This is a genomic window from Thalassospira mesophila (assembly GCF_002115755.1).
GTDB lineage: Bacteria > Pseudomonadota > Alphaproteobacteria > Rhodospirillales > Thalassospiraceae > Thalassospira > Thalassospira mesophila.
Map to the genome: position 1 here is coordinate 44,872 of NZ_JFKA01000012.1, position 20,143 is coordinate 65,014.

15 protein-coding genes are annotated in these 20,143 nt (G+C 54.9%); 8 read left to right on the forward strand and 7 right to left on the reverse strand.

Translation table 11 applies throughout. From position 1 onward, the window contains the following. Positions 1-121 precede the first annotated feature (121 nt). Together TMES_RS22830 and TMES_RS18715 are read right to left on the reverse strand one after the other, a co-directional pair. Positions 122-283 carry an RSP_7527 family protein gene (locus TMES_RS22830; RefSeq protein WP_158091273.1) on the reverse strand — a complete coding sequence of 54 codons (162 nt, stop codon included), beginning with the start codon at positions 281-283 and terminating at the stop codon, positions 122-124. Between the two features lie 445 nt (positions 284-728). Further along, positions 729-2,246, reverse strand: a complete 1,518-nt coding sequence (locus TMES_RS18715) for an NAD-dependent succinate-semialdehyde dehydrogenase (protein ID WP_085585395.1) — start codon at positions 2,244-2,246, stop codon at positions 729-731. A 168-nt stretch (positions 2,247-2,414) separates the two neighbouring features. Between TMES_RS18715 and TMES_RS18720 the strand changes: the two genes are divergently transcribed. Beyond that, positions 2,415-2,876 carry a c-type cytochrome gene (locus TMES_RS18720; RefSeq protein ID WP_085585398.1) on the forward strand — a complete coding sequence of 154 codons (462 nt, stop codon included), beginning with the start codon at positions 2,415-2,417 and terminating at the stop codon, positions 2,874-2,876. A 146-nt stretch (positions 2,877-3,022) separates the two neighbouring features. On the opposite strand, the gene TMES_RS18725 is transcribed toward TMES_RS18720, so the two are convergent. After that, the gene (locus TMES_RS18725; RefSeq protein WP_085585400.1) at positions 3,023-3,727 is read right to left on the reverse strand and encodes a cytochrome b/b6 domain-containing protein; all 705 of its coding nucleotides are present in this window, start codon (positions 3,725-3,727) and stop codon (positions 3,023-3,025) included. A gap of 248 nt (positions 3,728-3,975) precedes the next feature. Between TMES_RS18725 and TMES_RS18730 the strand changes: the two genes are divergently transcribed. From TMES_RS18730 to TMES_RS18745, 4 genes are all read left to right on the forward strand, one after another. Next, entirely contained in the window at positions 3,976-5,256 is a 1,281-nt protein-coding gene (locus TMES_RS18730) for an imelysin family protein (RefSeq protein WP_085585401.1), read from the forward strand. A 299-nt stretch (positions 5,257-5,555) separates the two neighbouring features. Beyond that, positions 5,556-6,938: a di-heme oxidoreductase family protein gene (locus TMES_RS18735; RefSeq protein ID WP_245835510.1), complete on the forward strand. Its 1,383-nt coding sequence runs from the start codon at positions 5,556-5,558 to the stop codon at positions 6,936-6,938. Positions 6,939-6,946: 8 nt separating this feature from the next. Further along, on the forward strand, positions 6,947-8,083 hold the full coding sequence (locus TMES_RS18740) for an imelysin family protein (RefSeq protein WP_085585404.1): 1,137 nt from the start codon (positions 6,947-6,949) through the stop codon (positions 8,081-8,083). Beyond that, positions 8,064-9,230, forward strand: coding sequence for a DUF1513 domain-containing protein (locus tag TMES_RS18745; RefSeq protein ID WP_245835511.1), 1,167 nt, complete (start codon positions 8,064-8,066; stop codon positions 9,228-9,230). Before TMES_RS18740 ends, TMES_RS18745 begins: the two co-directional genes overlap by 20 nt. Positions 9,231-9,684: 454 nt before the next feature. Here the strand turns inward: TMES_RS18745 and TMES_RS18750 are convergent, their stop codons facing one another. Beyond that, positions 9,685-11,529, reverse strand: coding sequence for an ABC transporter ATP-binding protein (locus tag TMES_RS18750; RefSeq protein ID WP_085585406.1), 1,845 nt, complete (start codon positions 11,527-11,529; stop codon positions 9,685-9,687). A 101-nt stretch (positions 11,530-11,630) separates the two neighbouring features. After that, entirely contained in the window at positions 11,631-12,794 is a 1,164-nt protein-coding gene (locus tag TMES_RS18755; protein WP_085585408.1) for a M20 aminoacylase family protein, read from the reverse strand. Positions 12,795-13,117: 323 nt separating this feature from the next. Here TMES_RS18755 and TMES_RS18760 point away from each other — a divergent pair, with 323 nt between their 5' ends. The 3 genes from TMES_RS18760 to TMES_RS18770 all read left to right on the forward strand — a co-directional run bounded on the left by TMES_RS18760 (position 13,118) and on the right by TMES_RS18770 (position 16,830). Next, complete coding sequence (locus tag TMES_RS18760; protein ID WP_085585410.1) at positions 13,118-14,827, forward strand: peptide ABC transporter substrate-binding protein; 1,710 nt, start codon at positions 13,118-13,120, stop codon at positions 14,825-14,827. A 73-nt stretch (positions 14,828-14,900) separates the two neighbouring features. After that, entirely contained in the window at positions 14,901-15,914 is a 1,014-nt protein-coding gene (locus tag TMES_RS18765; protein WP_085585412.1) for an ABC transporter permease, read from the forward strand. Beyond that, a complete protein-coding gene (locus TMES_RS18770) occupies positions 15,907-16,830 on the forward strand; it encodes an ABC transporter permease (RefSeq protein WP_085585414.1) in 924 nt (307 codons plus the stop codon). The genes TMES_RS18765 and TMES_RS18770 overlap by 8 nt, the downstream gene beginning before the upstream one ends. Positions 16,831-16,911: 81 nt before the next feature. Here TMES_RS18770 and TMES_RS18775 read toward each other — a convergent pair whose 3' ends face one another. Together TMES_RS18775 and TMES_RS18780 are read right to left on the reverse strand one after the other, a co-directional pair. Then, entirely contained in the window at positions 16,912-19,392 is a 2,481-nt protein-coding gene (locus TMES_RS18775; RefSeq protein ID WP_085585416.1) for a heavy metal translocating P-type ATPase, read from the reverse strand. Positions 19,393-19,593: 201 nt separating this feature from the next. After that, a complete protein-coding gene (locus TMES_RS18780; protein WP_245835512.1) occupies positions 19,594-20,097 on the reverse strand; it encodes an ArsR/SmtB family transcription factor in 504 nt (167 codons plus the stop codon). Positions 20,098-20,143 lie beyond the last annotated feature (46 nt).

The following is a 20,143-nucleotide window of genomic DNA, read 5'->3' on the forward strand; positions in this document are numbered from 1 at the left end:
GCCATTGGGCCAAAGGCAAGCACAGGACAGCCAAAATGCAAAACACCCCTGCATCGTGAAATGCAAGGGTGTTTAAAATTCGTCTTTAGGGTCGTTTGTTCGTCGGGTGTGCAGCGTCATATTATACGCCAGCGTGGTGACCACCATGGGGAACGCCCTTGCTGCCAAACAGGCCAGCAATCATACGACCCAGTGCCTGAAAGCCTTTACGCATGGTCTGCGCACGGAGTTTTTCGGCTTCACGATGCAACGCGACGAGATCAAGTCCTTCGGTACGACGCATGGCTTTATCCTTTCAAAGACAGGGGCGAAAAGCGCCCCGATTGCGATGTCGTTATGTTCTGATCCCCATGTAGTTGAGATATTGCAAAACGACGAGATTTCTTTTTTCAGCCCACCCATGTATTTCATGCATAGGTTGACTTACCTCAAACACAATTGGGTCATGCAGTTTGACGAAATTTGTCTCATGACAAATAAGATATTCATCTTGTTCAATATTTTTTGGCCCTGCAATATTCACACAGCAAGCCGTGCCACAACATTGAGGCAAACGTGCTATAGCCCCTGAAACAAAAGGGACACAGAAGATTCTTCATCCTGAAAATTCGGTATATGGCGCGCCTGAATCGCGATCATTTTTGGCAATTTGCCAACAAAACGATTACGAATCGCAAGATCAGAGTCGCAGATGCGACCCCGATCAATTTTGCATGGCTAAAACAACCTCAGGCAAGGGAGATGTTGAGGTATTTCACCTCAAGATACTCATCTAGTCCCCAATGCCCGCCTTCGCGGCCATGGCCGCTTTCTTTTACCCCGCCAAAGGGCGCGCCTTCGTGCGATGTGGTGCCATCATTAATGCCGACCACCCCGGTTTGCAGAGCATCGGCAATGCGGTGAATGCGGCCAATATCGCGGCTATATAAATAGGACGACAAGCCCCCCTTGACGTTATTGGCAAGGGCAATGGCATCGGCTTCAGTGTCAAACCGGTATATCGGGGCGATGGGGGCAAACAGTTCTTCTTCAAAACAGGCCGCATCAACCGGCAAATCGGTGATGACCGTGGGCCGAACGAAAAATCCTGCGCCGGGTTTTTCCGCCCCTTCGTGAAAAACACCGCCGCGCCGTTTGGCATCGGCCATGAGCCGTTCCACCTTGGCCACTGCACGGCTGTTGATCAGCGGGCCAATATCGATCTGGTCATCAAACCCGTTGCCCATGCGCAGCGCACGGGTTGCGGCAATAAACTTTTCGACAAAGGCATCATAAACGCCCGCTTGCACCAAAATGCGGTTGGCGCAAACGCAGGTTTGGCCGCTGTTGCGGTATTTGGAAATCATTGCCCCGGCAACAGCATCATCGAGATTGGCATCGTCCATGACGATAAACGGAGCATTACCGCCCAGTTCCATTGCCGTTTTTTTAACCGTATCGGCACATTGCACAATCAGGCGTTTGCCCACCGGGGTGGACCCGGTAAATGACAGCATCCGCACCCGGAAATCGTCGGTCAAGGCTTGTGCAATCGGCACGGGGTTGCCGGTAACCACGTTAAACACCCCTTTGGGGAACCCGGCCATTTCGGCCAGTTTGGCAATGGCCAGCGCACAAAGCGGGGTATCTTCTGCCGGTTTCACCACCACACTGCACCCCGCAGCCAATGCCGGGGCGCATTTGCGCACCACCATGGTTAGCGGAAAATTCCACGGTGTTATGGCCGCAACCACGCCCACCGCCTGCTTTTGCACCCACACGCGACGATCGGTCTGGGTGCCGGGCATGGTTTGGCCATAAGCCCGCCTTGCTTCTTCGCCGTACCATTCGGCATAGGCAATGGCCCCCACCACTTCACGCCGGGCCTGATCAAGCGGTTTGCCCTGTTCGGCGGTGATCAGACAGGCCAGGTCTTCAAGGTAATGTTCCATCAAATCGCGCCAGCGTCGCAAAATAACCGCGCGGTCCTTTGCCAGTGCGCCCGACCATGCCGGAAAGGCAGCCGCGGCGGCATCAATGGCGCGGCGCGCTTCGCTGGTGCGCATAAAGGCAACATCGGCCAGCAGCTTGCCGGTGGCGGGGTTTAAAACCTCGATGGTTTCGCCAGAATCGGCGCGCTGCCATTCCCCGTTAATATAAGCCTTGTGCAGACTCCAGTCCCGGATCAGGGCACGGGCGCGATCCAGACCGGAAAGATGCGGGGCATTGCCCCCAACGGGCGCAGAATTATGGTCGGCGGACGACATACAGGGCGTTTCCTTATCGCCAGATTTAGAACAATGCGGATGTCCTCACGGTGTTGTGATTCCATTATTTGTCCCGCTGCTGGGACACTAAGCCCACAGAGGACGTTCAGGCAACAACACATACGCAACGATCATCATTTACTGGTTCTTCGAGAGAGATTGAGAGTAATGAAGCATTTTATCAAAACCGCCCTCCTGACAGCGACCCTTGGCCTGAGCATTGCCGCACTGCCCGCACAGGCCGATGAAACCAGCGACAATGCCAAGGTACAAACCCGTGAACACATGATGGCCGGCATTGGCGGGGCAATGGGCACGCTGGGCTGCTACATGAAAGGCGAATGCGACCTGCCCAAGGGTGTTGTACACCTGCTGGCAGAAGGCATTGCCTATTCCGCATCCACTGGCCCCGCCGTTTTCAAGGACCAGACCCCCGATGCGACCCATAAAACAACAGCAAGTGCCGATATCTGGACGGACTGGGATAACTTCGCTGATCATTTCCCGAAATTGCAGGAAAATGCCCTGAAACTGGCCGAAGTGGCCGGTGATAAATCAGCAATGGGGCCGATCATGGGCGAAATGGGCAAGCTTTGCAAAGACTGCCACGACGACTACCGCACCAAATAATTTTGGCCGCTGGCAATTCATTGTTGGCACCACACACAACAAAGGCGGGCCGCATATTGCGATCCGCCTTTGTTATTTTTGGCACCATATAAATACCGATATGCCGGGCGCCCGGCATCTGGCATCTGGCATCAGGTCGCGCACGGTTACCCGGCGCGGGCCACGGTAATCACGGCGGCAACAATACCCGCGCAAATCACAAGAATAAGCAACCCCTGCCATGCCGGTTTGAAACTGATCGCGTTAAAACGTGCAGCAATGCTGGCGGGCACCTTGCGCGTGCCGGTTATCATGGCACCTATCAGGTTTTCGTTTTTCAAAAACAGATAGCCGATGGACGCCACCACATGCAGGCCAACGGCGATATAGATCAGATTGATATTGGCATGATGAATATAGTTCATGGTGTTGGCAAAGCCGGACGGCACATATTTTACCAGCGGCCCGTCGAAAAACAGGAAAGTGTTTTCACTGGTAAACAAACCGGTAAACGCCTGCACCGCCACCAGCAGCAACAGCACCACAACCATCAGCCCACCAGCAGGGTTATGCCCGGCATAGGCCAGTTCTTCTTCGCTGCCCTTGGGTAATTTGCGCAAATAGGCCACAGCCGCAAACGGGCTTTTGACAAACGATTTGAACCGGGCGTTCGAACTGCCGACAAATCCCCAGATGATGCGAAACAGCACCAGCGTTAACACCGTGTACCCGGCCAGTTCGTGAATATTGATGATGGCTTCCTGATTGGTCCACCACGCCGTTCCAATGGCAACAACCAGCGCCCAGTGAAACAGCCGAACGGGAAAATCCCATAAGCGGATACGTGTTTTTTCTACTTTATCGCTGTGCATCTATGCCTCGTGCCATGCGTTTTACCCGGGTTTGACGGTGCATAATCAAACCGCAATCGCGTTAACGTGTTGCCTCTTTATCATGCCCCAACGGACCATATTGCGCCGCACACAATTTGGTGACCGGGTTGGATTGCGTCCGATTGTGATTTGCAAACGCAATTGATTTGTTGAAAATCATTCTCACAAGCAGTATCAATAACCCGGCGAGACGCTTGATCTACCAACAGGGACGGACAGATATTCCAATGAAATTTACAAAAATTCTTGGCACAGCTGCCATCATGGGTGTGCTTGGCGCGCCGATGGCCCACACGGCCCATGCGGCCCCTAACGGCGATGCCGTTATGAAAAACTACGCCGATATCGCGCATGCCGGATATAGCGACGCTGTATCAACGGCAAAGACGCTTGAGGCCGCCGTCGACAACCTGATCGACAATCCGTCGGAAGAAGCTTTGAAAAAAGCCCGCGCCGCATGGATTGCCGCCCGTCCGTCCTATCAGCAGACCGAAGTGTTTCGCTTTGGCAACCCGATTGTGGATGACTGGGAAGGCAAGGTTAACGCATGGCCGCTGGATGAAGGCCTGATCGATTATGTCGATGGCGACCTTTATGGCAGCGAAAGCGAAGAAAACCCGGCTTATACCGCCAACGTTATTGCCAATCCTGAACTGAAAATCGGCAGCGACACGATTGATGCATCTACCATCAATGCCGACCTGCTTGAACAGCTTCATGAAATTGATGGCGTTGATGCCAATGTTGCCACCGGTTACCACGCCATTGAATTTCTGCTGTGGGGGCAGGATTTGAATGGTACCGGCCCCGGTGCCGGCAACCGCCCCTGGACCGACTATGCCAAGGGTGATGAGTGCACCAATGCCAATTGCGACCGCCGTGGCGATTATTTGAAAGCCGCAACCGATCTTCTGGTTTCTGACCTGACCTGGATGTCGGAACAGTGGGCAGATGATGGCGATGCGCGCAAAAACGTGATGCAGGATAATGGTGCTACCGGCCTGACCGCCGAAATCACCGGCATGGGATCGCTTTCGTACGGCGAACTGGGCGGCGAGCGCACCAAACTTGGCCTGTTGCTCCATGATCCGGAAGAAAGCCATGACTGCTTCTCGGATAACACCCACAATTCGCATTTCTATGATGCGCTGGGTATCCAGAACGTTTATCTGGGCAAATATACCCGCACCGATGGCAGCGTAGTTGAAGGCCCGTCGCTTTCCGGTCTGGTTGCCGCCAGCAATGCCGATCTGGACAAGGAAATCAAAACCAAACTGGCCGCGTCGGTTGCGGCAGGTCAGGCAATGGTTGATCGCGCCAACAATGGCGAACATTTTGACCAGATGATTGCCGCAGGCAATGAAGAAGGCAATGCCGCTGTTCAGAAGTTTGTTGATGCGCTGGTCGATCAGACCAAATCCATCGAACAGGTTGTCGGTGCCATCGGCCTTGAAGGCATCAGCTTTGAAGGGTCGGACAGCCTTGATAACCCCGATGCCATCAACTGATCCTGATCGATCAGCCCACCGCCTGAACTGACACATATATGACGCGGCAAGGGATTATTTTCCTTTGCCGCGTTCGCTGTTGCTGCCCTATCCGATCAGGCAGTGCCCGACCAACTGCTTTCCTGCCCTTTCTGCATTTTCCCGTCGACCGCTTCTTTCATCAAGATTGCCCTGTCATGCCCTTTCCCGGTTTTTCCATCCGTTTGACGTCTCGTTTTTGGGTGCTGCTTGGATGTATCGCAACCAGTACCGTTGCGATTTCCCCAATCGCCGTTCACGCCCAACAATCGCCCAACGCCGTGAACAGCCCCCTTCCCGCCGATGCTTTTCCCGGCGGGGATACCACATGGGTCAAAAAAACCGGGCGATCCGCCTTTACCCATTATTCGGCCAATATGGCGTTTGAAAAACGCATGGATTTCAAACTGGGCGAGGCATTGTTTCAGCGCATGTGGGTGGCTGCCCCCACCCGCACCCAAACCACCGACGGGTTAGGGCCACTTTATAATTCGCGGTCCTGCCTTGGCTGCCATGTGCGCAATGGCCGTGGCCACGCCCTGGACCCCAAAAACGACCCCGACCGCGCCGCCGTTGCCATGTTGCTGCGCCTGTCCATTCCGCCCCAAAACGATGCCGACCGCGACTTGCTGGCAAGTGGCCGGGCCAATTCCATTGCCGACCCGGTTTATGGCCACCAGTTTCAAGAACTGTCTGTTCCCGGTATCCCCGCCGAAGGGCGGGTAATGGTGAATTATGACGACCATGTTGTTGGCCTGAGCGACGGCGATAAAGTTACCCTGCATAAGCCGGAATATAAACTGACAGAACTGGCCTATGGCCCGCTACATAACGGACTAATGATTTCGCCGCGCATTGCCCCGCAAATGATTGGTCTGGGATTACTCGAAGCCATTCCCGCCGCCATGATCACCGATAGGGCCGACCCCGACGATGCAAATGGCGATGGCATTTCAGGCCGCGCCAACCATGTCTGGAACATCGCCGAACAAAAGGTAACGCTGGGCCGGTTTGGCTGGAAGGCAGGAATGCCGACACTGGACCAGCAAAACAAAAATGCCATGCAATTTGATGTTGGCCTGTCAAACACCCTGTACCCGGACGGAGCCGGGGATTGCACCGATGCGCAAACCCTGTGCCGCGAAGCGCAAAATGGCAACACGCCCGAATTTGAAGATCTGGAAGCGCATAGCGTTATTACGGATTTGATCCTGTATTACACCCGCAATCTGGCACCGCCCGCGCGCGCCGACGCCAATGCGCCGGACATATTGGCGGGCAAACAGATTTTTACCGATCTTGGTTGCGCATCCTGCCATCGCCCCAGTTATCAATTACCGGTCAACACTGCGCACCCGGAACAGTCCGGCCAGTTGATTTGGCCCTATAGCGACCTTTTGTTGCATGACATGGGCGACGGCCTTGCCGACCACCGGCCCGAGGCCCAGGCAAGCGGCAGCGAATGGCGCACGCCGCCCCTTTGGGGCCTTGGACGCACAAAGGAAATTGATTCTCGCGCCGGTTTCCTGCATGACGGGCGGGCGAATACCATTCTTGAAGCCGTATTGTGGCACGGCGGCGAAGCGCAACAGGCGCGCGATGCTGTTATAAACTTGCCACGAGCGGATCGCAGCAAACTGATCGCGTTTTTAAAATCGCTTTAGGGGGAGACATGCCGTTGTTTGATACCGGCTGCCGCCGGGCCATGGCCGGGCTGATTATAACCATCGCTGCCGGGCTATCTGCGCCGCCAGCCGCCCATGCCGACCTTCCCGACGGGCAATATCATGATGTGATCGTTCATTTGCTGTCCAAGGTTTTGCCGCCGCAACTTGATGCCCTGCATTCCAGCACGGCGACCCTTGCCACAGGCATGAGTGATTTTTGCAAAAGCCCGGACAAAGCCGGACTGGCAAAAATGCGCGATGGTTTTAACATCGCAATGGACCGCTGGCAGGAAGTGCAACCGTGGCGCATGGGGCCAATGATGGCCGATGGCCGCGACCAGATGATTGAATACTGGCCCGACAAACATGGCACCGCCACCCGCCAGTTCCGCATGTTACTGCGCAACAAACCGCCGCTTTATACCGACCCCGCCAAAATCGCCGATGCCAGTGCCGCCCTTCAGGGTTTCCCGGCACTGGAAGAAGTGCTGTTTAACCCCAAACTGGCCGGGCAGATTGTTGCCAACGGCAAGGACGGCATTTATTTGTGCCAATATGGGACAACAATTGCAGGCAACCTTGAAAAACTGACCGGCGATCTGGTGGCCGAATGGCCCGCCTTTGCCGATGCCATGATCAATGCCGGGCCAGAGAGCCTGGATTACCCGACATCAAAATTTGCCGCGACCGACCTTTACCGTGCGTTGCATGAAGGCATGCTGATCATTATCAGCCAGAAACTGGCGCGTCCGCTGGGCGAAGGGCCGGATGATGCCAATGCCAAACGCGCCGAAAGCTGGCGCGCCGAACGATCGCTTCGCAATATTTCGCATAACCTGAAATCGCTGTTTGCCATTTATGATGGCGAACTGAACGGGGCGGGCGAAAGCGGCAAAGGCATGGTTGCCCTGATCGGGGCCGATAGCCTGCTCGACAAATCGTTTCGCCTGAACTGGCAAAAAATCCGCGATGCCAGCGACGCCCTGCCCAGCTCCATGGTGGCTGTTTTGGCGCAACCGGGCGGGTTTGACAAAATTCAGGAACTGCAAAACCAGGTCGCCTATGGCGTGATGCTGGTGGAAAATGACGTTGGTGGTCACACCGAACTTGGAGGTGGTTTCAATGCCCTTGATGGAGACTGATTTTAACGCCAAACGCCGGGATGTTTTGCGCCTGTTTGGGTTGGGCGGGGCGATCACCTTTTTGCCCGCCAGCTTTGCCAGGGCCGCAACCACGGTAACCGCGCCCGAAGACCGCGCCGTATATATCAGTGCCAGTGCAGGCAATAATGACGACTTTTATGTCAGCGCCTTTAACGCGCAGGGCAAAATCCTGTATGAACAGCCCCTGCCCGGCCGTGGTCATGATGTGGGCTTGCGCCCCAACCATGTCGATGTGGCCGCCGTTGAACGCCGCCCCGGCCTGTATGCCCTGATTATGAACCGCCATACAGGCGAAGTCCGCGCGACATTAAAAAGCCCGGAAGACCGGCGTTTTTATGGTCATTCGGTTTATTCCAATGACGGGCGTTACCTTTATATCACCGAAAACGACTTCGATAACGCACGCGGGGTTATTTCGGTGTGGGATGCGCAAAACGGCTATAAGCGCGTTGCCGAATTTGACAGCTATGGCATGGGCCCGCACGAGCTGCATTTGTTGCCCGATGGCGAGGGCATGGCAATTGCCAATGGCGGCCTTAAAACCCACCCGGCTTTTGATGGCAGAACACCGCTAAACATCGAAACCATGGAACCGAACCTGACCGTGATCAGCCGTAAAACCGGCGAAAAGCTGTATCAGACCCGGCTAAAGGACGATTGGCACAAACTTTCGATCCGCCATATCGACGTAACCCGCGATGGCACCATTGCGACGGGTTTTCAGTATCATGGCGGTTTGAACGACGAAGTACCGCTGGTGGGGCTGTGGAAACCGGGCGGGCCAGATTTGCACGCCCTTGAAGCCCCCGATAATGTGCAATACCGGATGCGCCAATATTGCGGCAGTGTGCGGTTTGATGTTTCGGGTTCCGTCTTTGCCATATCCTGCCCGCGCGGCGGTGTTGTAACCTTCTGGGATGCGCAAAATGGCAAATTCCTGACCAACATTGCCGCCCCGGATGGCTGCGGTATTGCTGCAACCGACCGCAAGGGCGAATTTGTTGGCACCAGCGGCCTCGGATCAGGCTGGCGGATGGATGCCCTCAACCGCAAAAGGACCGAACTGCCCGACGATTCGCTTAAATCGTTAAAATGGGACAACCATTTACAACGTATTTCGGCTTAAAACCGTCCTCATCACAAAAAACACTAAAGGCCGCACTTCTTGTTGCGGCCTTTTTATTTATTTAAAATCAATTACTTATACAGCAACAAGCACCATGACGGGAAACCCCGGCGACTGTTTTACAAGCCAATCTGATTTTTTTTGCAATTAATAACGATTTTCACTTGCGTCGGGTTCGGGGCTTACGTATAACAGCTCCAGACACAGCCCGCGAATGAAACCCATTCGCATTGTCCCCAAAAAGGCTTGTCCTGTCCTGCGGGTCCTCTCTCCTCGCAGGCCTCTCAAGGTGGAAAAGTGGCGGTGACCGATGCGGGAAACGGTTACCGTCACTTCCGTCTTTAACCTTCCCGGGCATTACCAACGCGTTCAAATAAAAACAGGCACCGGTTTAACCCGATGCCTGAATTGTTTTTGGTGTGCGCTTCCCTGCCATAACGCAGGTGGGTGGTGGTTAAAGCTGCACAAAGTGCCCTTTGCTGACTTCGCGATATTCGCGAACCGGCGGCACAAAATCCAGCCCGCGCACCGGGCTTTTGATTTCATCAACCGATATGTTGCGCTTGATGTCGCGTCGGGCCGGGTCTGGTACCGGCACGGCGGCCATCAGTTTTTTGGTATATTCATGCTGGGGATTGTCAAAAACAGATTCGCGCGGGCCAATTTCAACAATTTCCCCCAGATACATCACGGCCACCCGGTGGCTTACCCGTTCCACCACCGCCATGTCGTGCGATATAAACAAATACGCCAAATTCAGACTTTGCTGCAAATCCATCAGCAAATTGCACACCTGCGCCTTGATCGACACATCAAGGGCCGAAACCGATTCATCGGCAACAATCACCTTGGGGTCCAGCATCAGCGCACGGGCAATACAAATACGCTGGCGTTGCCCGCCGGAAAATTCATGCGGCAGGCGTTTCATCATATCGGCACCCAGACCAACACGGTCTAGCAGGTCGGCGGCCTTTTCCCGGGCCTGTTTGCGCGACCCCAGACCATTTTCAACAAACGGTTCGGTCACAGCCGAGCCAATGGTCATACGGGGGTTAAGGCTGGCGAACGGGTCCTGAAACACCATCTGGATGCTGCGTCGCATTTGGCGCAGGCCCGGCGCGCGCAAATTCATCACATCATAGCCGTCAAGGGTGACCTCGCCGCTGGTGGGCTCCACCAAACGCGAGATCGAACGCCCGGTGGTGGATTTACCACAGCCAGACTCGCCAACCAGCGATAATGTTTCGCCCTGAAACAGGTCAAACGACACATTTTCAACCGCGTGAACCGCCCCGGTTTTGCGGCCAAAAATGCCCGATGTAATATCAAACCGGGTGGTCAGGTTTTTAACCGACAAAACCGGCGTTACGTGATGATCAACCGTATCGGCAACTTCGGTATCCCCCGTGGCGACACCGGTTTTAACATCGACAATGGCGAAACGACGGGGAAGCTGACTGTCCTTCATCGACCCAAGTGCGGGCACAGCGGCCAAAAGCGCACGGGTATAGGGATGTTTGCCATGATAGAAAATATCGGCGGTTTTACCGGTTTCAACCACATCACCGCGAAACATCACAATGGTCCGGTCGGCAATTTCGGCAACCACCCCCATATCGTGGGTAATAAACAAAACCGCCATCCCTTCTTCTTCCTGAAGAGATTTGATCAGATCAAGAATTTGGCCCTGAATGGTCACATCAAGGGCGGTTGTCGGTTCATCGGCGATCAAAAGCCGCGGCTTGCCCGCCAGGGCCATGGCGATCATAACACGCTGGCGCATCCCGCCTGAAAACTGGTGCGGGTATTCGTCAAACCGTGCCGCGGCATTGGGAATGCGTACTTTTTCAAGCAAGCGAATGGTTTCGGCACGGGCGTCTTTTTTGGAAATATCACGATGGCACAGCATGGCTTCGGCAATTTGCTGGCCGATGGTGAAAATCGGGTTCAGGCTGGTCATCGGCTCCTGAAAAATCATCGATATTTCATTGCCGCGAATATGGCGCATGGGCTCGGGTGCCAAGGACAGCAAATCCTGCCCGCCAAACATGATCCGGCCTTCGGTTTTGGCATTGTGTTTGTGCAAAAGCCCCATGATGGAAAGCGAGGTTACGCTTTTGCCCGATCCCGACTCGCCCACAATGGCAACGGTTTCACCGGGCGAAATATCAAAACTGATATCGCGGATAACGTTTTTCCATTCGTGCCCGACCCGAAAAGACGTCGACAGGTTTTCAACACTTAGAACTGGCCCTAACAAACCGCTGGCAGCCTGTGGTGCGGCAGCAACTGTCGGCATGGAATACCCCCTGATGTGGTATATTAAATTTCACTGCCCGCTTTTTCGCGGGTCATTTTAGGCAAAAATGCAAAATGGGCCCCGAAGGGCCCACCGCATTGTCAGGCCACCAGTTTGTTTTCAACCAGCGACACCCAATAGCTGATGCCAAACGGCAGCAGATCATCGTTAAAGTCGTATTCCGGGTGATGCAGGTTGGCGGTATCGCCATTGCCCACAAACACAAACGCCCCCGGGCGCGCTTCGAGCATATAGGAAAAATCCTCGGCTCCCATCACCGGTGGCGGGCTGGTATTAACCGCCGCATCGCCCGAAACGTCACGGGCAACGGTGGTGACAAAATCGGTTTGCGCATCGTGGTTCTGCGTAATCGGATAACCGCGATGATAATCAACCTTGGCCGACCCACCCAAAAGCTTGGCGGTACCTTCAACAATTTCGACAAAGCGTTTTTCGGCCATGTCGCGAATTTCGGGCAGCAACGTGCGCACAGTGCCCTTCATGGTAACATCGGCCGGGATCACGTTATGGGCTTCGCCGCCATGAATGGCGGTGATTGATACCACCAGCGATTCCAGCGGGTCGGTTTCGCGCGCCACAATATTTTGCACCGATGTAATAATTTGTGCCGCAATAACAACCGGGTCAACGCCCAGATGCGGGGTGGATGCATGGCCACCCTTGCCGGTAATTGTAACCTCGAAATGGTCGGCAGCGGCCATAACCGGGCCTTTGCGAATATTAAAATGCCCCACCGGCAAGCCCGGCGAATTGTGCATGCCATAAACTTCTTCGATGGCAAACTTGTCCATCAAGCCGTCTTCGATCATGGCAAGCCCGCCGCCGCCGCCTTCTTCAGCAGGCTGAAAAATCAGCGCGACAGAGCCTTTGAAATTTCGCGTCTGCGACAGGTATTTCGCCGCCCCTAACAGCATTGCCGTGTGGCCATCATGGCCGCAGGCATGCATTTTACCAGGGGTTTTCGAGGCCCATTCAACCGGGCCTGCTTCCATAATCGGCAAGGCATCCATGTCTGCGCGCAGGCCGATGACGGGGCCATCACCAGCCTTGCCCTTGATGACGCCAACAACGCCTGTTTTTCCCAGTCCGTAATCCACACTGTCGCAGCCAAACTCTTTCAGCTTGGCCTCAACAAACTTTGAGGTTTCGAAAACGTCATACAGCAATTCGGGATGTTCATGCAGATAGCGTCGCCATGCCGCGACTTCGGCATACAGCTCGTTTGATTGATTTAAAACAGGCATTGGTGGTGGCCTCGCTGATTTTAAATGTTATGGGATTTTTTTTTCGTGACAAAACAATGTTACGCAGCACAAACTTCGATCAGCAAGAAGAAATGTTTCCTTCTTGAATAAAAAATGTGCATGTGATTTCATCAGCTTACCAACGCGGCATTTCAATCAAAAAGGACCGCCACCCAGGATTACCTCCTGAACCGCCACTGGTGGTTTTTCTTTTTTTTGCAGTGCAAACAAGAAGTTCCGTACACGGAACCGGTTTCTGCGGCGATTGGGAAGAGACAAGGCCGAGCCGGATTAACCGGCCAATTCAATCAGGGATTAAAATAATGACCAAACTTCGCCTCCTGCTGACAGCGTCAGCAGTCGTTATGGCACTTGGCGCTGCCACCAGCGCCCAGGCCGCCCGAGGATCGGACGGGGAACTCAAGATCCTTTACTGGCAAGCCGTTTCCATCCTTAACCCGTATCTTTCGGGGGGTACCAAAGACCTTCACGGGTCCTCAATGGTGATCGAGCCTCTGGCCCGTTACGACGAAAAAGGGAACATGGTCCCCGAACTGGTCGACGAAATTCCGACCGTTGAAAATGGCGGCGTTTCCAAAGACCTTAAATCCATCACCTGGAAAATCAGCAAAGGCATCAAATGGTCTGACGGCACCGATTTCACCGCCGAAGACGTTGCCTTTACCGCCGATTACTGCCTGGCGCCCGATGGCGGCTGCCAGCAGCGCGCCTATTTTTCCGATGTGACCAAGGTCGAAGCCATTGACCCGCTGACGGTCAAGGTTACCTTTGGTGTCGCCAAACCGTTCCCCTATGGGCCGTTTGTTGGCAGCCAGTCGCCGATCCTGCAAAAGGCCCAATTCAAAGACTGCATGGGCCCCAAAGCCCCCGAATGCACCGATGCCAACTTTCATCCGCATGGCACCGGCCCGTTCCGGGTAACCGAATTCAAACCAAACGACGTTATTTCGTTTGAAGCCAACCCGTATTACCGCGTTGCTGACGAACCCCATTTTGCCACGGCCGTTCTTAAAGGCGGCGGCGATGCCGCATCGGCAGCACGCGCCGTTCTTGAAACCGGCGAATATGACTATGCCTGGAACCTTCAGGTCGAGCCGGAAATTCTGGCGCAAATGGCCCAGGCCGGCAAAGGTGTGATCGTTTCATCGTTTGGCACCCAGGTTGAACGCCTTGAAGTTAACCCGTACGATGCCAGTGCCGCTGCCGGTGATGCCCGGTCAACCAAACAGGCCGGCCCCAACCCCGCCCTGTCCGACCCGGCAGTACGCAAGGCCCTGTCCATCGCAATTGACCGCGATTTGCTGGTTGAAGCCGGATACGGCGAAGCAGGCCGATCAACCTGTAACTTCGTTCCCGCGCCCGATATTTACGCATCAACCAAAAATAACTGGTGCCTGAAGCAGGATATCGCCGGTGCCAATAAATTGCTCGACGATGCCGGTTGGGTTATGGGATCAGACGGTGTTCGCACCAAGGGCGATGCCCGCCTGTCGCTGATTTTCCAAACCTCGACCAACTCGGTCCGACAAGGCAGCCAGGCCCTGATCAAGCAGATGTGGCAGCAGATTGGCGTTGAAACCGAACTGCGCAACACCGACCCGTCGGTCTTTTTTGGTGGCGACCCGGCCAGCCCGGATACCTTCCAGAAATTTTATTCCGACGTTGAAATGTACACCAACAACTTCGACGGCACCGACCCGGAAAAATACCTTGCCGGTCGGACCTGCGAACGCATCCCCAGCCCGGAAAACGGCTGGTTGGGTGAAAACATTTCGCGTTATTGCGACCCGGCATATGACAAACTTGCTGCCAAACTGGCCGGAACCGGCAAACTGGCAGACCGGGCCGAAATTGCCAAAGAAATGAACGATATGCTGATCGAAGCTGGCACCATGATCCCGCTTATCCACCGGGGCGACGTTTCCGCCCGTGCCGCAAATCTTGATGGTGTTCGCATGAACTCCTGGGATTCGCAGCTGTGGAACGTGGCTTCCTGGTCGCGCAAGAAATAACACCCAGACTGGCCGGGCCTGTAGCAATACAGGCCCGCGCTGCTTTTAGTCCCCTCCAGTCTGGAGCGCCCCCATGCTCAATTACACCTTGCGCAGGTTGATGTTTGCGATCCCGACCCTGTTGGTGATCAGCTTTATCATCTTTGCCCTGCTTGACCTTGCCCCGAACGACCCGACGGGCAACCTGCCCCTGACCATTCCGCCAGAAGTTCGCGAACAAATTCGCCAGTCCCTTGGGCTGGGCGACCCGTTTTTGATCCGCTATCTTAAATGGCTGCACCAGTTTTTCGTCAACGAACCGCTTAATATCCTGTCGCAGATCACCGGCGCCGATATTTTTGAATCAGCCGACCGGTTGCGTATCCGCTCCTGGGCAACCCGCAGCCCGGTGGTCGACCTGATTGTGCAGCGCATGCCCCAAACCCTGTGGGTGGTTGGCATGTCCTATGTCGTTGGTATTCTTATCGCCATTCCGATCGGGATTATTTCCGCGCACAAGCAATATTCGATCTTTGACCAGCTTGGCACCTTCGTTTCCATGATTGGCTTTTCGGTTCCGACCTTCTTTACCGGCGTTTTGCTGATTGTGATTTTCAGTGTCAAGCTGCACTGGTTTCCGTCCATCTATGACACCAATCACAAAGTCACCGACTGGTCGAGTTTGGTTTTTCAAATCAGACAGATGTTCCTGCCTGTTATGGTGCTGGCCCTGTATAACACCTCGCAAATCAGCCGGTTTGTACGGGCATCGATGCTGGAAAACCTTAATCAGGATTATGTCCGCACCGCACGCGCCAAAGGGGTTAAGGAAAAAACCATCCTGCTGGTGCATGTGCTGCGCAACAGCCTGATCCCGGTGGTCACGGTGATCGCCCTTGGCGTCCCCACCGTGTTTTCCGGTGCCATCATTACCGAACAGATTTTTCGGGTAAACGGGCTGGGGCAATTGCTGATTACGTCCATTCAGGGCGGGGATATACCGGTTGTGCAAACCCTGACCTTTATTTTCGCGGTCCTGATTGTGCTGTTCAACCTGATTGCCGATGTGCTTTACGGCGTACTAGATCCGAGGATTCGCTATGACTGATGCCTCGCAACCCGATATGCAGCTCGAAACCCTGCCGCAGGAACGGTCGCGCGCCATGCAGTTATGGGGGCGTTTTCGCGATCATAAAGGCGGTATCATTGGCGCTGCGGTTTTTCTGATCATTATCATCGCGGTCACCATCGGGCCTTATATCCACACCATTGATCCGCAATTTCTCGATATCCGGTCCAAAAACCAGGGCCCCAGTATGCTGCACCCGTTTGGCACCGATAATCTGGGGCGCGATATGCTGGCACAGGTGTTGGCGGGCGGGCGGCTGTCGCTGTCGGTCGGTATGGTCGCCATGGCCTTGTCGCTGTTTTTGGGCACCGTGGTCGGTTTGTTATCGGGCTATATCAAATGGCTTGATGGCCCGTTAATGCGGCTGACCGATTTGTTTCTGGCACTGCCGTTATTGCCGCTGTTGCTGGTGATTATCATGCTGTTTCGCGAAACATTACGGGCGATATTTGGCCCCGAAACCGGGATATTTATCCTGATTGTGTTCGTGATTGGCATCACCAGCTGGATGCACACCGCCCGCATTGTGCGCGGCGATGTGTTATCGATCAAAAATCAGGAATTCATTCTGGCGGCCAAAAGTGGCGGCACACGGGAATATAACATTATCCTGCGTCACCTTTTGCCCAATGTCATGAGTTCGATCATGGTCTCGGCAACCCTTGGCATTGCCACCGCCATTATCACGGAATCAGCGCTTAGCTTTCTTGGCCTTGGTTTTCCATCGGATTTTCCAACCTGGGGCCGGTTGCTCTATGACGGGGCCAATTTCCTGCAAATCACGCCGTCGCGGGTTTTGTGGCCCGGCCTTGCCATTTCGCTAACCGTGCTTAGCGTTAATTATATGGGTGATGCCTTCCGCGATGCGCTCGACCCACACAAGGTTAAACATTAAGCTTTTGCAACTTGTGCATCGAAAAATAAAGGGCCGTCCGGTTATGCCGGGCGGCCCTTTTATCGACAAAAGTGGGTAAATTTACCCGTCTTTACGCCCCCACAACAGGCGCAGGGAATTTAACGTTACCAGCACCGTTGCCCCGGTATCGGCAAGAACCGCCACCCACAGGCCGGTAATGCCGAAAATACTGGTGACCAGGAATATCCCCTTAAGGCCCAGTGCCAAGCCGATATTTTCCCGAATAACCCGGCGCGCCTGGCGCGACAATTTCACCAATACCGCTACATCTGTCAGCCGTGATTTCACCACAACCGCATCGGCGGCCTCTAGCGCAATGTCGGTCCCGCCGCCAATGGCAATACCTACATCGGCTGCCTTTAATGCCGGGGCATCGTTAATGCCATCGCCGACCATTGCCACAATATCGCGTTGTTTGGGGTTATCACCCTTGCCCGTCCGGCCCTGCAACTCGGCAAGGGCGTTTAATTTATCTTCCGGCAGCAATTCGGCACGATAAGACATACCCAGTTCATTTGCCAAACCCTGCGCCACCCGGTTGGCGTCACCGGTCAACATAATGGGTTCAACCCCCAGGGATTTCAGCATTTTAAGGGCATCGTGCGCATCGTTGCGCAGCATATCGCGCAGGGCCAATGCGCCTATAATCTTCCCGTCGCGCAACACAACAATTGCGGTGCAACCGTTATCTTCCTGTTGCGCCATCCAGTCAGCAACCGTGCCAGAACAGTCAATATCCAGCCGTTTGGGCGCACCGACCCGATAAAGAACGTTATCGATCCGCCCTTCAACACCGGCACCGGCAATGGTGCGGCCATTGCTTAATTCGGGCAGGGAAAGCCCGCGGTGTTCGGCGGCCTCGACAATGGCACGTGCCAAAGGATGCGACGTCACATTTTCCAAGGCGGCAGCATGGGCCAGCAAGGTGTTTTCATCCACATCCCCAATGGTCATCACCGCCACCAGCCCCGGCTTACCTTCGGTCAGGGTGCCGGTTTTATCAAAGGCGATTTTGCGCACCGCCCCGATAATCTCCAGCGCCGCCCCGCCCTTGATCAGCAAGCCGATCCGGGCGGCACGGGCCAGCGCCGATGTCACCGCAGCCGGGGTTGAAATAACCAGCGCACAGGGGCAGCCGATTAACAACAATGCAAGGCCACGATAAATCCATTCTTCCCACGCCTGACCAAACACAAGCGGCGGCACCAGCACCGTTAACAGGGCCAGCCCCATAATGATCGGGGTATAAATGCGGGCAAATTTGGCCACAAACCGCTCAACCGGTGCCTTGTGCTTTTCGCTGTCTTCCACCAGTTGAATAACCCGGTCCAGCATGGTTTGCCCGGCGGCACGGGTGACCTTTACCTGAACGGGGCGGTCGGTAACAATGGCACCGGCAAACACCTCGCTGCCTTCAACACTGGCAACCGGGATTGATTCTCCGGTTAGGTGGCTGTTATCAATTTCAGCCTGGCCTTTTACCAAAACACCATCGGCCGGTATGCGCTCACCGGGGCGGACTTCCACAATATCATCGGCTGACAATTGCGACGGATGCACATTCTGGCTGCCATTCGCACCAACAAGGCGGGCATTTTCGGGCGACAGTTTTAACAGCGATTTCACCCCGCTGCGTGCCTGCCCGGCAGCAACGCCTTCCAGGCTTTCGCCAATGGCAAATAACAGCACAACCATGCCGGCCTCTAGCGGGTCGCCAATAGCGACAGCCCCAATAACAGCAACCGACATAAGGCATTCAATTGAAAACACGGCCCCGTTCAGGGCCAACTGCCCCGCCCGTTTCATCACCGGCAAGGCCGCCAGTATCGCCCCAACCGAAAGCGCATAGGGCTCGGCCACAGGCACAAGCGCGCCAATACCCCAGCCCACCAGCAGGCAAATCGCCGCCCAGGCAATTTCATCGCCCGCCTTGGGCCACGGCGCAAACCGCCGCATCAGCGGCAGGCCACCGCCATGGGTATGCGGCAAACCATTGCCGTGCGCATGATCGTGGTCATGACCGTGATCCGGGCCATGGTCATCTGGGCCATGGTCCGGTGTGGCATTTTCGCCGTGTTCGTGGCCGCCACAGCACGATGGCTTTTCCACCCGTTCGCCTTTGGCGGCGCGTTCCTGTGCCGGATAGCCCAGCTTACCCAGCGTTTTGGCAATGTTGTCGCGGGTTTCGCTGCCATCTTCATGCAGGCCCAGCGTCACTGTTTCGCGCATCATCGATACATCAACACAGTCCACTTCCTTGCGACGGCGCAGGGCGGTTTCAATTTTGGCAACACAAGACCCGCAATCCATGCCGCTTACCGCCCAATGGTGGTGATGCACGGCCCCATTACGCTGTTGCAGGGTTTCTTCAACGGTTTTGCGCACAGGCTCACCGGTTTGCCCGGCAACCGTCACCCCCTGCGCGCTGGCTTCAATCTGATTTTCGCTTAGCTTGTGGCGCAGGCTTTCCAGCACATAGTCGCGGCATTGCGAGCAATTTTCCAGCTCTGCATAATCGCGCCAGTTAAGGGTTATGGACATATCGCCTCACAAACATTCAAATTATCATTCATGTATAATATACAAATAACAATTCATGTATTTTTGTCAAGGAATATTCAAACCAGCGTTTGAATATTGGCACGCAGCTTCCGCAGCGCCGCGACAAGATGACGGCGACAACCTTGAACATTTTGAAAAATTACGGCTGAAATATCGGCAAGCCGCCAAACGCAAATTAAATTAATCGTGCGTTACGTGGGCGAAAACATCCTGCACCACGCCGGAAATATGGGCATCATCGATGGTGTAGTAAATATGCCGTCCGCGACGCTCGGATGCAAGAATGCGTTGGTCGCGCAAATGACGCAAATGGTGGCTGGTCAATGATTGCGACATGCCTGCGGCCTCGGCAAGCTCGCTCACGGTTTGGGGCCGCTCCATGCACCGCAACACCAGTTGCAGCCGTCCGCCATCGCCCAACAGGGCAAATATGCGCGCGGCGGCCTCGATATCGGGCAACGAAAGGTTCTGGCCAATCACACTGGAGGCATCGCGCAAAACAGCCTCGCCTTGCGACGGGCTTAGCCCCAGACGGGCCGCAACATCGGGATCGCCACGATCGTTATGTTCCTGCCCGTGCCCTTTTACCGCGTGGCCAGCCGTTGCCGCGCCCGCATCCTGCACGGCGATATCGTCCTTTAACTGACCGCTCATTTGCTCGTGTGCATTTTTGCTGTTTGCCATAGGCATTATTTTCCACGTATGACGTCGCAAAACAAGGCATGTTGTC

Coding starts and splice junctions, on each gene's coding strand:
- TMES_RS18730 (WP_085585401.1), top strand. CDS start 3,976: ATGAAATTTACAAAAATTCTTGGCACAGCTGCCATCATGGGTGTGCTT.
- TMES_RS18720 (WP_085585398.1), top strand. CDS start 2,415: ATGAAGCATTTTATCAAAACCGCCCTCCTGACAGCGACCCTTGGCCTG.
- TMES_RS18740 (WP_085585404.1), top strand. CDS start 6,947: ATGCCGTTGTTTGATACCGGCTGCCGCCGGGCCATGGCCGGGCTGATT.
- TMES_RS18760 (WP_085585410.1), top strand. CDS start 13,118: ATGACCAAACTTCGCCTCCTGCTGACAGCGTCAGCAGTCGTTATGGCA.
- TMES_RS18765 (WP_085585412.1), top strand. CDS start 14,901: ATGCTCAATTACACCTTGCGCAGGTTGATGTTTGCGATCCCGACCCTG.
- TMES_RS22830 (WP_158091273.1), bottom strand. CDS start 283: ATGCGTCGTACCGAAGGACTTGATCTCGTCGCGTTGCATCGTGAAGCC.
- TMES_RS18750 (WP_085585406.1), bottom strand. CDS start 11,529: ATGCCGACAGTTGCTGCCGCACCACAGGCTGCCAGCGGTTTGTTAGGG.
- TMES_RS18755 (WP_085585408.1), bottom strand. CDS start 12,794: ATGCCTGTTTTAAATCAATCAAACGAGCTGTATGCCGAAGTCGCGGCA.
- TMES_RS18775 (WP_085585416.1), bottom strand. CDS start 19,392: ATGTCCATAACCCTTAACTGGCGCGATTATGCAGAGCTGGAAAATTGC.
- TMES_RS18780 (WP_245835512.1), bottom strand. CDS start 20,097: ATGGCAAACAGCAAAAATGCACACGAGCAAATGAGCGGTCAGTTAAAG.
- TMES_RS18715 (WP_085585395.1), bottom strand. CDS start 2,246: ATGTCGTCCGCCGACCATAATTCTGCGCCCGTTGGGGGCAATGCCCCG.
- TMES_RS18770 (WP_085585414.1), top strand. CDS start 15,907: ATGACTGATGCCTCGCAACCCGATATGCAGCTCGAAACCCTGCCGCAG.
- TMES_RS18725 (WP_085585400.1), bottom strand. CDS start 3,727: ATGCACAGCGATAAAGTAGAAAAAACACGTATCCGCTTATGGGATTTT.
- TMES_RS18745 (WP_245835511.1), top strand. CDS start 8,064: ATGCCCTTGATGGAGACTGATTTTAACGCCAAACGCCGGGATGTTTTG.